Origin of the sequence: Paracoccus sp. MA, from assembly GCF_020990385.1 — a bacterium.
In the GTDB taxonomy this organism is placed as follows: Bacteria; Pseudomonadota; Alphaproteobacteria; order Rhodobacterales; family Rhodobacteraceae; genus Paracoccus.
Window position 1 is genome coordinate 817,907 of record NZ_CP087598.1, and the last position, 12,962, is coordinate 830,868.

The 12,962-nt window shown below is 68.3% G+C and carries 12 protein-coding genes; all 12 read left to right on the forward strand.

What is annotated here, in order from left to right; genetic code table 11:
- Nucleotides 1-4 precede the first annotated feature (4 nt).
- The 12 genes from xylB (at nucleotide 5) to LOS78_RS11215 (ending at nucleotide 12,951) form a co-directional block, all read left to right on the forward strand.
- Nucleotides 5-1,465, forward strand: coding sequence for a xylulokinase (xylB, locus tag LOS78_RS11160; RefSeq protein ID WP_230378264.1), 1,461 nt, complete (start codon nucleotides 5-7; stop codon nucleotides 1,463-1,465).
- Nucleotides 1,466-1,712: 247 nt separating this feature from the next.
- A complete protein-coding gene (locus tag LOS78_RS11165; protein WP_028712019.1) occupies nucleotides 1,713-2,597 on the forward strand; it encodes an AraC family transcriptional regulator in 885 nt (294 codons plus the stop codon).
- 99 nt (nucleotides 2,598-2,696) lie between these two features.
- On the forward strand, nucleotides 2,697-3,602 hold the full coding sequence (locus LOS78_RS11170; protein ID WP_230378265.1) for an ABC transporter substrate-binding protein: 906 nt from the start codon (nucleotides 2,697-2,699) through the stop codon (nucleotides 3,600-3,602).
- A 70-nt stretch (nucleotides 3,603-3,672) separates the two neighbouring features.
- The gene (locus LOS78_RS11175) at nucleotides 3,673-5,175 is read left to right on the forward strand and encodes a sugar ABC transporter ATP-binding protein (RefSeq protein ID WP_230378266.1); all 1,503 of its coding nucleotides are present in this window, start codon (nucleotides 3,673-3,675) and stop codon (nucleotides 5,173-5,175) included.
- Nucleotides 5,165-6,142: an ABC transporter permease gene (locus LOS78_RS11180; RefSeq protein ID WP_028717295.1), complete on the forward strand. Its 978-nt coding sequence runs from the start codon at nucleotides 5,165-5,167 to the stop codon at nucleotides 6,140-6,142. The genes LOS78_RS11175 and LOS78_RS11180 overlap by 11 nt, the downstream gene beginning before the upstream one ends.
- A gap of 36 nt (nucleotides 6,143-6,178) precedes the next feature.
- Nucleotides 6,179-6,910, forward strand: a complete 732-nt coding sequence (locus LOS78_RS11185) for an SDR family oxidoreductase (RefSeq protein WP_230378267.1) — start codon at nucleotides 6,179-6,181, stop codon at nucleotides 6,908-6,910.
- 28 nt (nucleotides 6,911-6,938) lie between these two features.
- Entirely contained in the window at nucleotides 6,939-8,561 is a 1,623-nt protein-coding gene (locus tag LOS78_RS11190) for an FGGY-family carbohydrate kinase (protein ID WP_230378268.1), read from the forward strand.
- 40 nt (nucleotides 8,562-8,601) lie between these two features.
- Nucleotides 8,602-9,327 (forward strand): SDR family oxidoreductase, encoded by a 726-nt coding sequence (locus tag LOS78_RS11195; protein ID WP_230378511.1) that lies wholly within the window; start codon nucleotides 8,602-8,604, stop codon nucleotides 9,325-9,327.
- An 85-nt stretch (nucleotides 9,328-9,412) separates the two neighbouring features.
- Nucleotides 9,413-9,979: a DUF421 domain-containing protein gene (locus LOS78_RS11200; protein WP_230378269.1), complete on the forward strand. Its 567-nt coding sequence runs from the start codon at nucleotides 9,413-9,415 to the stop codon at nucleotides 9,977-9,979.
- Nucleotides 9,976-11,202: an FAD-binding oxidoreductase gene (locus tag LOS78_RS11205; RefSeq protein ID WP_230378270.1), complete on the forward strand. Its 1,227-nt coding sequence runs from the start codon at nucleotides 9,976-9,978 to the stop codon at nucleotides 11,200-11,202. Before LOS78_RS11200 ends, LOS78_RS11205 begins: the two co-directional genes overlap by 4 nt.
- 100 nt (nucleotides 11,203-11,302) lie before the next feature.
- Nucleotides 11,303-11,692: an acyl-CoA thioesterase gene (locus LOS78_RS11210; protein WP_028712027.1), complete on the forward strand. Its 390-nt coding sequence runs from the start codon at nucleotides 11,303-11,305 to the stop codon at nucleotides 11,690-11,692.
- A 155-nt stretch (nucleotides 11,693-11,847) separates the two neighbouring features.
- Nucleotides 11,848-12,951 carry an ABC transporter ATP-binding protein gene (locus LOS78_RS11215; protein WP_028712028.1) on the forward strand — a complete coding sequence of 368 codons (1,104 nt, stop codon included), beginning with the start codon at nucleotides 11,848-11,850 and terminating at the stop codon, nucleotides 12,949-12,951.
- Nucleotides 12,952-12,962: the final 11 nt, after the last annotated feature.

Below are 12,962 nucleotides of genomic sequence, written 5' to 3' on the forward strand. Positions count from 1 at the left end.
CGCCATGTATCTGGGACTGGACCTGGGCACCTCGGGCATCAAGGCGATGCTGGTGGACGAGAGCTTCGCGACCGTCGGCGTCGCCCATGCGGCGCTGACCGTCAGCCGCCCGCATCCCGGCTGGTCCGAGCAGGCGCCGGCCGACTGGATCGCCGGGGCCGAGGCCGCCATCGACACGCTGCTGCGCGAGCATCCGCGGGAAATGGCGCAGCTTCGGGCCATCGGCCTGTCGGGACACATGCACGGGGCGACGCTGCTCGACGCTTCGGACCGGGTGCTGCGGCCCTGCATCCTGTGGAACGACGGCCGTTCGGGCCCGCAATGCGCCGAACTGACGGCGCGGGCGGATTTCCACGGCATCGCCGGCAACCTGGTCATGGCGGGCTTTACGGCGCCGAAGCTGCTGTGGGTGGCGCAGAACGAGCCCGCGATCTTCGAGCGGACCGCCAAGGTGCTGCTGCCCAAGGATTACCTGCGGCTGTGGCTGACCGGCGAGCATGTCGCCGAGATGTCGGATGCGGCAGGGACGTTGTGGCTGGACGTGGGCAGGCGCGACTGGTCGGATGTGCTGCTGGCCGCGACCGGGCTGACGCGCGCCCAGATGCCGCGGCTGGTCGAGGGCAGCGATGTTTCCGGCCTTCTGCGCGCCGATCTGGCCGACCGCTGGGGCATCCCGCGGGTGCCGGTGGCGGGTGGCGGCGGCGACAATGCCGCCACGGCCTGCGGCATGGGGGTGATGACCCCCGGCACGGGCTTCCTGTCGCTGGGCACCTCGGGCGTGCTGTTCGCCGCGACCGAAACCTATGCGCCGAACACCGGCGACGCGGTGCATACCTTCTGCCATGCCGTGCCGGACACCTGGCACCAGATGGGGGTGATCCTGTCGGCGACCGACAGCATGACCTGGCTGTCCGAGATCACCGGCAAGGCGGTGCCCGACCTCGCCGCGCTGGTCGGCGAGGTGACCGCGCCCTCGCCGGTGCTGTTCCTGCCTTACCTGTCGGGCGAGCGCACGCCGCTGAACGATCCCGACGCGACCGGCGCTTTCCTGGGCCTGCGCCGCGCCACCGGGCTGGCCGATCTGGCGCAGGCGGCGATGGAGGGCGTGGCCATGGCCTTTGCCGATTGCGTCCAGGCGCTGCGCAAGGCCGGCACGCCGATCGAGGCCGCCTATGCGGTGGGCGGCGGCGCGCGCTCGCGGGCCTGGCTGCGAATCATGGCCTCGGCCACCGGCCTGACGCTGCTGGAGCCCGAGGACGGCGATTTCGGCGCGGCCTTCGGGGCCGCCAAGCTGGCCGCGGCCTGCGCCACCGGCGACATTTCCGAGCGCATCTTCGCCAAGCCCGCTGTTCGCGCGGAGATTGTGCCTGATGCCGGATTGGCGGATGCCTATGCGAAAAAGTATGAGGCTCATCATGCCGCTTATCCGCGTTTGCGGGATCTGACCACCCCTGCCGTCCAATAGCGACAACAAAGGGTTTTCTTCGGAAAGCAGGCCCATGTCGCTGCAACGCGGCATGGAACTTCTGCCATGCAGCATGAGCCGGCGCCGCCGCCTGCCGCCCGGTTCTTCAATTCCCGCGCGATTTCGGTCAAAAAAGTATCGGTATTTTTCCCGCGCTGATGTGGATCGCGGCACGGCTTGAAGCCTATGGTTGCTGAACGTCCGCGGCGGTCCACTCAGGCTTGGCGACGGGCAGGGGAGGAAGGCGATGCAACCCGATCTGGAACTGGTCCACATCCGCAAGGGCGAATCCTTCGCCGCGTGGATGCATGGCTATCCGTTCCGCACGGTGCGCTGGCACTATCATCCCGAATACGAGATCCATCTGGTCGTCGCCACCTCGGGCACCTTCTATATCGGCGACCATGTCGGCAGCTTCCGGCCCGGCCAGCTGATCATGACCGGCCCGAACCTGCCGCAGAACTGGATCAGCGACATCCCGCCGGGCGAGATCGTGCCGCTGCGCTCGCTGGTGATCCAGTTCCCCGAGCCCTTCATTGAGGATGCCTGCGCCGCCATGCCCGAGATGGAGGCGCTGCGCCCGCTTCTGGACCGCTCGCGCCGCGGCCTGCTTTTCGACGACGCGACCAGCGCCCGCGTCCGCCCGCTGGTCGAGCGGCTGATCGAGGCGCAGGGCATCCGCCGCCTGGCGCTGTTCTGGGAGATCCTGGACATCCTGGCCAATGCCTCGGAATACGAGGTGCTGGCCAGCCTCAGCTTCGAGCTGGACCTGACCCGCACCCATGACGGCGGCATCAACCGCGCGCTGGCCTATCTGCGCGAGCACCTGACCGAGCAGGTCGAGGAGGGCGAGCTGGCCGAGATGGTCGGGCAAAGCCAAAGCGCCTTTTCCCGCGCCTTCAAGCGCCATACCGGCACCACGCTGGTGCGCTATCGCAACCAGCTGCGCGTCGACCTGGCCTGCCAGATGCTGCTGACCGATCCCGACATCAAGGTGGCCGAGATCTGCTACGAGGTCGGGTTTTCGAACCTGTCGAACTTCAACCGGCATTTCCTGAAGCTCAAGGGAATGTCGCCCTCGCAGTTCCGCGCGACATTCGCGGCCCAGAAGGCGCTGGTCATGGCGGACTGACAAGGACCCGAAAAGCGAAATTCACCAATTCGGGCGGCGCGGCGCCGCCCGGAGACGCGCAGGCTTTGCCTGCTTTCATCCAGATGGGAGGGAACCCTGATGAAATCGAAACTTCTTACCGCCTCGGCCGCGCTGGCGCTGCTGGCGGCCCCGGCTCTGGCGCAGGACAAGCTCAAGATCGGCATGACCTTCCAGGAGCTGAACAACCCCTATTTCGTGTCCATGCAGGAGGCGCTGAAGGAAGCCGCAGCCAGCCTCGGCGCGGATGTGGTGGTGACCGATGCCGGCCATGACGTCGCCAAGCAGATCTCGGATGTCGAGGACATGCTGCAGCAGAACATCGACATCCTGCTGCTGAACCCGACCGACAGCGCCGGGATCGAGGCCGCCGTCCATGCCGCCAAGGCCGCCGACGTCACCGTGGTCGCGGTCGATGCGAACGCCAACGGCCCGGTGGACACCTTCGTCGGCTCGAAGAACCGCGATGCCGGCTACATGTCCTGCAAGTATCTGGGCGATGCGCTGGGTGGCCAGGGCGAGGTCGCGATCCTCGACGGCATCCCGGTCGTGCCGATCCTGCAGCGGGTCGAGGGCTGCAAGGCGGCGCTGGAAGAATTCCCCGAGATCACCCTGGTCACCACCCAGAACGGCCGCCAGGACCGCTCGGTCGCGCTGGGCGTGGTCGAGAACATGATCCAGTCGCATCCGAACCTGGCCGGCATCTTCTCGGTCAACGACGGCGGGGCCATGGGCGCGCTGGCCGCGATCCAGGGCTCGGGCAAGGACATCAAGCTGACTTCGGTGGACGGTGCGCCGGAAGCGGTGCAGGCCATCGCTGCGGGCGGCCCGTTCATCGAGACCACCGCGCAATTCCCGCGCGATCAGGTCCGCGTCGGCCTGGCCATGGCGCTGGCGCAGAAATGGGGCGCCCGCGTGGTGCCGAAGGAAGTGCCGATCGACGTCATGGTCGTTGACGCCGAGAACGCTGCCGAGTTCAGCTGGTAAGGGTTCCTCCCCGCGCCCGCCCCCGCATGTCGCGGGGGCGGGGCATTTCCCAGCCATTCAGGAGGGCATCATGCTGGAACTGAACGGAATCCGAAAAAGCTTCGGCAAGATCGAGGTCCTGCACGGCGTCGACATGCAGGTCCGCGCCGGCGAGGTCCATGCGCTTCTGGGCGAGAACGGCGCCGGCAAGTCCACGCTGATGAAGATCCTTTGCGGCATCATCCAGCCCAGCGAGGGCACGATCCGCATCGAGGGGACCGAGCGCCATTTCGCCGATTACGACCAGGCCATCGCCGCCGGCATCGGCATCGTGTTCCAGGAATTCAGCCTGATCCCCTATCTGGACGCGGTCGAGAACATGTTCCTGGCGCGCGAGATGCGCGGACCGCTGGGGATGCTGGACCGCAAGGCGATGCGCAAGCGCGCCGCCGAGATCATGCGCCAACTGGCCGTCGACGTGGCCCTGGACGTGCCGGTGCACCGCCTCTCGGTCGCCGAGCAGCAATTCGTCGAGATCGCCAAGGCGCTGTCGCTCGATGCCCGCATCCTGGTGCTGGACGAGCCGACCGCGACCCTGACCCCCTCCGAGGTCGAGCACCTGTTCAAGGTCATGCGCGAGCTGCGCAGGCAGGGCGTGGCGATCATCTTCATCTCGCATCACCTCGAAGAGATCTTCGAGATCTGCGACCGCATCACAGTCCTGCGCGACGGCGAATTCATCGGCTCCTGCGCGGTTTCCGAGGTCGATAACGATCGACTGGTCGAGATGATGGTCGGCCGGCGGATCGAGAACAACTTCCCGCCCAAGCCCGCTGCCAACCCTTCGGCCCCGGTGGTGGTCGAGGTCGAGGAGGTGCAGTTGAAGAAGGGCGGCCCCGTCTCGCGCTTCGCCCTGCGCAAGGGCGAGATCCTGGGCTTTGCCGGGCTGGTCGGCTCGGGCCGCACGGAAACGGTGCTGGCCATGCTGGGCGCATACCCGGCCCAGTGCTGCAAGGTCAGGGTGGACGGGATCGAGAAACGCTTCCGCGGCCCGGACGAGGGGCTGGCGCATGGCATCGGCCTCTTGCCCGAAAGCCGCAAGGAGCAGGGGCTGATCACCAGCTTCTCGATCCTGCAGAACGTCTCGCTGAACAATTACGGCAAGTATCGCAAGAACCACTGGTTCATCGACCTCAAGAAGGAACTGGCCGCGACGCAGGCCGCCATGGCGCAGGTTCGCGTCAAGGCGCAGGGGCCGCATGCCCGCGTCGACACCCTGTCGGGCGGTAACCAGCAGAAGGTCGTCATCGCCCGCTGGCTGAACCACGACATGCAGGTGCTGATCTTCGACGAGCCGACGCGCGGCATCGATGTCGGCGCCAAGGCGGAAATCTATGCGCTGATGCGCGCCTTCACCGAGAAGGGCGGCGCCATCATCATGATCTCGTCCGAACTGCCCGAGGTGATCGGCATGTCCGACCGGGTCTGCGTGTTCCGCTCGGGCGGGATCGTGGCCACGGTCGAGGGCGAGCAGATCGATTCCGAAACCATCATGACCCATGCTACGACCGGGAGAGTTGAACATGTCGCATGACGCAAACACCGGCGCGGCCGGGAAAACCGGCGGCTTCTCGTTTGGCCGCCTGCTGCATTCGCCCCTGGCGCTGCCGCTGATCGGGCTGATCGTCGTCTCGATCCTGATGGGGCTGGCCAGTGACAATTTCTTCAGCCTGAACAATATCCTGAACGTGCTGCGGCAGGTGTCGGTCGTCGGCATCCTTGCGGTCGGCATGACCTTCGTGATCCTGACCGGCGGCATCGACCTGTCGGTCGGCGCGGTCATGGCGCTGGTCGGCACGCTGAGCGCGGGGATGATGGTCAACATGGGCCTGCCCGCGCCGGCGGCGCTGCTTGTCGGGCTGCTGATCGGCTTGGGCATCGGGCTGGCGAACGGCGTGCTGGTCGCCTGGGGCCGGATGCCGGCGATCATCGTGACGCTGGCCACCATGGGCATGGCGCGCGGGCTGGGCCTGATCTATTCCGGCGGCTATCCGATCAGCGGCATCCCCAGCTGGATTTCCTGGTTCGGGGTGGGGCGCATCGGCGTGGTGCCGGTGCCGGTCATCATCATGGTGGTGATCTATGCCGTGGCCTGGGTGCTCTTGCAGCGCACTGCCTTCGGCCGCCATGTCTATGCGCTTGGCGGCAACGAGACCGCGGCGCGGCTTTCCGGCGTCAAGACCCAGCGCGTCAAGCTGGCGGTCTACGGCATCTCGGGCCTGACCTCGGCGCTGGCCGCGGTGATCCTGACCGGGCGGCTGATGAGCGGCCAGCCCAATGCCGGCCAGGGCTTCGAGCTTGACGCCATCGCCGCCGTGGTTCTGGGCGGCACCGCCATCTCGGGCGGGCGCGGGCTGATCCTGGGCACGCTGATCGGCGCGGTGCTGCTGGGCATCCTGAACAACGGCCTGAACCTGATGGGCATCAACCCCTATCTGCAGGACGTCATCAAGGGCGCGATCATCCTGCTGGCCATCTATATCGGGCGCGAATGGCGCTGAGCCTCGCCCAACCCATTCGAAAGACAGGAGAACGGAATGTCTGAATCGCTGGACGGCAAGATCGCCGTCATCACCGGCGCGGCCTCGGGGATCGGGCTGGCCACCACCGAGCGGCTGCTGGATCGCGGCGCCACCGTGGTCATGGCGGACCGCAACCAGGCCGCGCTGGCCGAACTGGCCGGCAAGCTGGGCGAGCGCGCGATCCCGCAGGTGACGGACCTGCTGGACAGCGACAGCTGCGCCGCCATGATCCCCGAGGTGCTGGCCAAGGTCGATCACATCGACATCCTCTATTGCAATGCCGGCACCTATATCGGCGGCGACCTGACCGAGACGACGCCCGAGGCGATCGACCGGATGCTGAACCTGAACGTGAACGCGGTGATGAAGAACGTCCATGCGGTCGTGCCGCACATGAGCGCGCGCAAGACCGGCGACATCGTCGTCACCTGCTCGATCGCCGGGCATTTCCCGACCTGGTGGGAGCCGGTCTATGCCGCCTCGAAATGGGCGATGACCTGTTTCGTGCAGACCATGCGCCGGCAGATGATCCCGCACGGGGTGCGGGTCATGCAGGTCTCGCCCGGCCCGGTGGTCTCGGCGCTGCTGGCCGACTGGCCCGAGGAGAACCTGCGCAAGGCGAAGGAATCCGGCAGCCTGATCGACGCGGAAGAGGTCGCGGATGCGGTCGAATACATGCTGACCCGCAAGCGCACCGTCACCATCCGCGACATGCTGGTGCTGCCGACCAATTTCGACCGCGTCTGACGCCCGGCACCCGGAACGGAGAAGCGCCATGGACCAGTATCTGATCGGCATCGACGTGGGCACCGGCTCGGCCCGGGCCGGGGTCTTCGACCGCGCGGGCCGCCTGCTTGCCACCGCCAAGCGCCCCATCGAGATGCATCGCGAGCGCGGCGTGATCGCCGAACAGTCCAGCGAGCAAGTCTGGCGCGCGGTCTGCGACTCCGTCCGGGAATGCGTGACCCGCGCCGGGATCGACCCGGCGCGCGTCACGGGCATCGGCTTCGATGCCACCTGCTCCCTTGTCGTCCGCGGGGCGGGGGATGCGACGCTGCCGGTGGGCGATCCCGCCCACCCCGAGCGCGACATCATCGTCTGGATGGACCACCGCGCCGTCGAGCAGGCCGAGCGCATCAATGCGCAAGGCCATGACGTGCTGAAATATGTCGGCACCCGCATCTCGCCCGAGATGGAGACGCCGAAGCTTCTGTGGCTCAGTGAGAACCGGCCCGAGGTCTATGCGGCGGCGGCGCATTTCTTCGACCTGACCGACTTCCTGACCTGGAAGACGACCGGGGCGCTGGAGCGGTCCGCCTGCACCGTCACCTGCAAATGGACCTATCTGGCGCATGAAGGGCGCTGGGACGCGGATTATTTCCGCCAGATCGGGCTGGGCGATCTGGCCGATGACGGTTTCGCCCGCATCGGTGCCCGCGTCGTCGATCCCGGCACGCCGCTGGGGCAGGGGCTGACCGAGGCCGCGGCCGGGGCCATGGGCCTGCGCCCCGGCATCGCCGTGGCGGCGGGGCTGATCGACGCCCATGCCGGCGGCGTCGGCACAGTCGCGGCCGGGGGCGATGCGACGGCCTGCCTGGGCTATGTCTTCGGCACCTCCTCCTGCACCATGACCACCACGCGTGAGCCGGCCTTCGTGCCGGGCGTCTGGGGCCCCTATTACTCCGCCATGGTGCCCGGCAAGTGGCTGAACGAGGGCGGGCAATCCGCCGCCGGCGCCGCCATCGACCAGCTGGTGCAGCTGCATCCCGCCACGGCCGAGGCGACGGCGCTGGCCGAGGCGGCGGGCAAATCGCTGCCGCAATGGCTGGCCGACCGGGCGCTGGAGCTGGCGGGCGATGCCAGCGCCGCCGTGCGGCTGGCGGACGAGCTGCATGTGGTGCCCGAATTCCTGGGCAACCGCGCGCCCTTCGCCGATCCTCATGCCCGCGCCGTCATCATGGGGCAGGGGATGGAGACCGGGCCGGATTCGCTGGTCGCGCTTTACGTCGCCGGGATCTGCGGCCTGGGCTACGGGCTGCGGCAGATCATCGAGACCCAGGCGCAGAACGGCGCCCCGGTTCAGACGATCAGCGTCAGCGGCGGCGCCGGTGCGCATCCGCTGACCCGGCAGCTTCTGGCCGATGCCACCGGGCTGCCGGTCGAGGTGACGGAATGCCCCGAGCCGGTGCTGCTCGGCTCGGCCATGCTGGGCGCGGTGGCGGCGGGGCTGTTCCCCGACCTGCTGACGGCCATGCCCGCCATGTCGCGCATCGCCACGCGCTGCGCCCCCGATCCCGCCAGCCGGGCGCGGCAGGACGCGCGCCACGCCGCCTTTCTGGCGCTGCAATCCACGGCGCGGCAGATCCGCACCGCCATGGCGGCGCTGTCGCCGAACTGAACAGGGCGGCGCTGCCGCCGAACCGAACATGCGAGGAACCATGCAATTCTCGGGCAAGACCGTCATCATCACCGGCGCGGGCAAAGGGATCGGCCGCGCCTGCGTCCGCCTGATGGCCGAACGCGGCGCGAAGGTCGTGGCGCTCAGCCGCACCCAGTCCGACCTCGACAGCCTCGCGGCCGAGAGCGGCGCGCGCGGCATCCGCGTCGACCTGGCCGACCCGGCCGCCACCCGTGCCGCCATGGCCGAGGCGGGGACGGCCGACTACCTGATCAACAGCGCCGGCATCAACGTGCTGGAAAGCGTGCTCGACATGACCGAGGCCGGCTATGAGGCGGTGCTGGGCATCAACCTGCGCGCGGCGCTGATCTGCTGCCAGGAATTCGCCCGCGCCCGCGTGGCGGCGGGGGGCGGCGGCGCCATCGTCAACATCACCTCGATCGCCGGCCATCGCGGCTTTCAGGATCACCTGTGCTATGCCGCCTCGAAGGCGGGTCTGGAGGGCGCGACCCGCGTGCTGGCCAAGGAGCTGGGCCCGCATGGCGTCCGCGTCAACGCGGTCGCGCCCACCATCACCCTGACCGAACTGGCCGCCGAGGCCTGGTCGGACCCGGCGAAAAGCCAACCGATGATGGTGCGCCACCCGCTCAATCGCTTCGCCGAGGCCGAGGAGGTCGCGCAAGGCATCGCGCTGCTGCTCTCGGAGGACAGCCGCATGGTCACCGGCGCGGTGCTGCCGCTGGATGGGGGTTTCCTCGCCGTCTGACCGCTTCAGGCCGGGGCGTGGAACCGGGGCCGGCCGTCGCGGCTTGTCTTCTGGCGCCAGAACCGGCGCGGGCCGGGGGATAGTCATGCTTGAAGACCTTCACCGCATCCTTCTGGGCGATCAGCAGCTGGGCTTCGCCTGGGAGGTCTTCTTCCGCACCGTCATCATCTATTTCTACACGCTGGCGCTGATGCGCTGGCTGGGCGGGCGCACGGTGGCGCAGCTTTCCATCGTCGAGTTCCTGCTGGTCATCGCCATCGGCTCGGCGGTGGGCGATTCGCTGTTCTATCCCGACGTGCCCCTGCTGCCCGCCATGTTCGCCATCTTCCTGGTCGCGGCCTTCAACAAGCTGGTGGACGAGGCGATCCTGTCCTCGGACCTGCTGTCGCGGTTCTTCGAGGGCCGGCCCCGCATCGTCGTCACCGAGGGCCGCGTCCATCACGACCGCCTGCGCCGGCAGGGCATCGGCATGGGCGAGCTTTACGCCAAGCTGCGCGAGAAGGGCGTGGCCGACCTTGCCGATGTCAAGTTCGCCATTCTCGAGGCGGACGGCACGCTTTCGGTGCTGAAGCGGGACCGGGACGGCGCGGCGGGACTCTATCGGCCGCCCGCCCTTCCGCCGGGCGAGATGGCCTGGGCCGACAAGACATGACCGGCACGCGGCGCACCCTCAAGCGGCGGCTCCGCACGGCGCAGCCCTTCTGGGCCGAGACGCCGCATATCTCGGCAGAGCATCGGGCGGCGCCCTCGCAGCGGCGCTGGGACGTGGTGATCGTCGGCACCGGCATTTCCGCGGCGCTGCTGGCCGAGAGGCTGACCCGGCGCAAGCGGCGGGTGCTGCTGGTGGATCGCCGCCAGCCGGTGCGGGGCTCGTCGCTCGCCTCGACGGCGATGATCCAGCACGAGATCGACGTGCCGCTGAGCCGGCTCATGCGCCAGATCGGCCCGGACAGGGCGGCACGGGCCTGGCGACGCTCGGTCAAGGCGGTCGAGGAACTGCTGCGCCTGTCGCGCCGCCTGGGCCTCGACTGCCAGATGCAGCGCAAGCGGGCGCTCTATCTTGCCGGGGACGAGATGGGCTTTCGCGCGCTGGAGACCGAGGCGGCGCTGCGCCGCGAGACCGGCATCGCGGCCGAGTTCATCCCCCGCCAGCGCCTGCTCGGGGAATTCGGCATCGACCGCACCGGCGCCATCGTCTCGGCGGCCTCGGCCTCGGCCAATCCGGCGCAATTGACGGCGGGGCTGCTGCGGGTGGCGCAAGAGCGCGGGGCCGAGATCGTCTCGCCCTTCGAGGTCACGGATTTCGCCGAACTGGCGGACGGCGTGGCGCTGGGTTTCTCGACCGGGCGGGTGGTGGTGGCGGGCCATGCGGTGTTCTGCACCGGCTACGAATTCCTGCCGCAGCTCGTCTCGGCGCATCACCGCATCATCTCGACCTGGGCCCTCGCCTCGGCCGAGGGGGTGCGCCACCCGGCCTGGCTGCGGGATTTTCTGGTCTGGGAGGCCGCCGATCCCTACCTGTATTTCCGCACCACGCCCACCGGCCGGATCATCGCCGGCGGCGAGGACGAGGCCAGCCCCGACGCCTATCAGGACCCGGAGAAGCTGCGCCGCAACGCCGCCGAGATCGCCCGCAAGCTGCGCGAGACCTGCGGCATCCGCATCGGCCGCCCGGCCTATCGCTGGGCCGCGGCCTTCGGCGACAGCGACGACGGGCTGCCGATCTTCGACGCGGTGCCGGGCTGCCGGCGCTGCCATGCGGTGATGGGCTTCGGCGGCAACGGCATCACCTATTCCGTCATTGCCGCCGAAGTGACCACGCGGCGCATCGACGGGCACGCCGATCCCGATGCCGACCTCTATCGCTTTCGCTGACTCCGCCGGGCATTGACGGCGCGCGCGGCGGGGGTCAGCTTGCGCGGGCGGGCGGGCGCTTCGCGGCCCGGCAAGCAGCACGCAAGCACGAGGGACGCGCATGACGCAGGACGACTATCCGCGGGGCGAGCCCGCGATCCGCACCACCGCCATGCCGGCGGACACCAACCCGGCGGGGGATATCTTCGGCGGCTGGCTGATGTCGCAGATGGACCTTGCAGCGGGCAATGTCGCCGCCCGGCGGGCGCGGGGGCGCTGCGCCACGGTGGCTGTGGACAGCTTCACCTTTCACCAGCCGGTCAAGGTCGGCGACGAGGTCTCTGTCTTCGCCCGCATCCTGCGCGAGGGGCGCAGCTCGATGCAGCTGCATGTCGAGGCCTGGCGGCGCTCGCGCGAGGGGGTGGAGATGCAGAAGGTCACGCAGGCCACCTTCGTCTTCGTGGCGCTGGATGCGAACGGACGGTCGCGCGAACTCCCACCAGAAAGCTGAGATTTGCCGGGCGAAAGGGCAGTGACGCAATGCGACACCGACTTCGTCGCCTGCGTCCTGCCCGCCGCCCTGACAAGTGAGTTGCATTCCCTGACAGGCGCCGATTACTGTCGGGGGGCGGAACGAAGAACCAACAGAAACAGGGAGCCCGCATCGTGACAGCTGACCCCGGCAACGACGCTTTCGTTGTCTTCGATCACGTCCAGAAAAGCTATGATGGTCAGACGCTTGTCGTCAAGGATCTGAACCTGACCATCGGCAAGGGCGAATTTCTGACCATGCTTGGCCCGTCCGGTTCGGGCAAGACCACCTGCCTGATGATGCTCGCCGGCTTCGAGACCGCGACGCATGGCGAGATTCGCCTGGATGGCAGGAACATCAACGACGTCCCGCCCCACCGGCGCGGCATCGGCATGGTGTTCCAGAACTACGCGCTGTTTCCGCATATGAGCGTGGGCGAGAACCTGTCCTTTCCGCTGGAAGTGCGCGGCATGTCCAAGGAAGAGCGCGAGAGCCGCATCACCCGCGCGCTGGACATGGTGCAGATGGGCCAGTTCAAGAACCGCCGCCCGGCCCAGCTTTCGGGCGGCCAGCAGCAGCGGATCGCGCTGGCCCGCGCGCTGGTCTTCGACCCCAAGCTGGTCCTGATGGACGAGCCGCTGGGCGCGCTCGACAAGCAGCTGCGCGAGCACATGCAGTTCGAGATCAAGGCGCTGCACGACCGGCTGGGCATCACCGTGGTCTATGTCACCCACGACCAGGGCGAGGCGCTGACCATGTCGGACCGCATCGCCGTATTCAACGACGGCCGCATCCAGCAGCTCGCGCCGCCGCCTGTGCTGTATGAGCAGCCCGAGAACAGCTTCGTCGCCGGCTTCATCGGCGAGAACAACGCCCTGCGCGGCACCATCGAGCAGCTTCAGGGCGACAAGGCGCTGGTGCGGCTGGGCAATGGCGAGCTGATCGACGCCACCGCCGTGAACATCCGCGAAAGCGGCCGGCCGACCACCGTCTCGATCCGGCCCGAGCGGGTCGAGTTCAAGCCGGACCTCATGCCGGCCGGCGCCCATACCATCGAGGCGCAGGTGCGCGACGTGATCTATATGGGCGACATCCTGCGGGCGCGGCTGCATGTCGCCGGCCAGGACGATTTCGTGATGAAATACCGCAATACGCTGGGCCAGGTGAAACTGTCGCCCGGCGAGACGATACGGATCGGCTGGCATCCCGAGGACGCCCGCGCCCTCGATCCGGTCTGAGTGTGCATCGA

What these genes read in the sequence shown, in the direction of transcription:
- xylB (WP_230378264.1), top strand. Translation starts at nt 5, where the DNA reads ATGTATCTGGGACTGGACCTGGGCACCTCGGGCATCAAGGCGATGCTG.
- LOS78_RS11165 (WP_028712019.1), top strand. Translation starts at nt 1,713, where the DNA reads ATGCAACCCGATCTGGAACTGGTCCACATCCGCAAGGGCGAATCCTTC.
- LOS78_RS11170 (WP_230378265.1), top strand. Translation starts at nt 2,697, where the DNA reads ATGAAATCGAAACTTCTTACCGCCTCGGCCGCGCTGGCGCTGCTGGCG.
- LOS78_RS11175 (WP_230378266.1), top strand. Translation starts at nt 3,673, where the DNA reads ATGCTGGAACTGAACGGAATCCGAAAAAGCTTCGGCAAGATCGAGGTC.
- LOS78_RS11180 (WP_028717295.1), top strand. Translation starts at nt 5,165, where the DNA reads ATGTCGCATGACGCAAACACCGGCGCGGCCGGGAAAACCGGCGGCTTC.
- LOS78_RS11185 (WP_230378267.1), top strand. Translation starts at nt 6,179, where the DNA reads ATGTCTGAATCGCTGGACGGCAAGATCGCCGTCATCACCGGCGCGGCC.
- LOS78_RS11190 (WP_230378268.1), top strand. Translation starts at nt 6,939, where the DNA reads ATGGACCAGTATCTGATCGGCATCGACGTGGGCACCGGCTCGGCCCGG.
- LOS78_RS11195 (WP_230378511.1), top strand. Translation starts at nt 8,602, where the DNA reads ATGCAATTCTCGGGCAAGACCGTCATCATCACCGGCGCGGGCAAAGGG.
- LOS78_RS11200 (WP_230378269.1), top strand. Translation starts at nt 9,413, where the DNA reads ATGCTTGAAGACCTTCACCGCATCCTTCTGGGCGATCAGCAGCTGGGC.
- LOS78_RS11205 (WP_230378270.1), top strand. Translation starts at nt 9,976, where the DNA reads ATGACCGGCACGCGGCGCACCCTCAAGCGGCGGCTCCGCACGGCGCAG.
- LOS78_RS11210 (WP_028712027.1), top strand. Translation starts at nt 11,303, where the DNA reads ATGACGCAGGACGACTATCCGCGGGGCGAGCCCGCGATCCGCACCACC.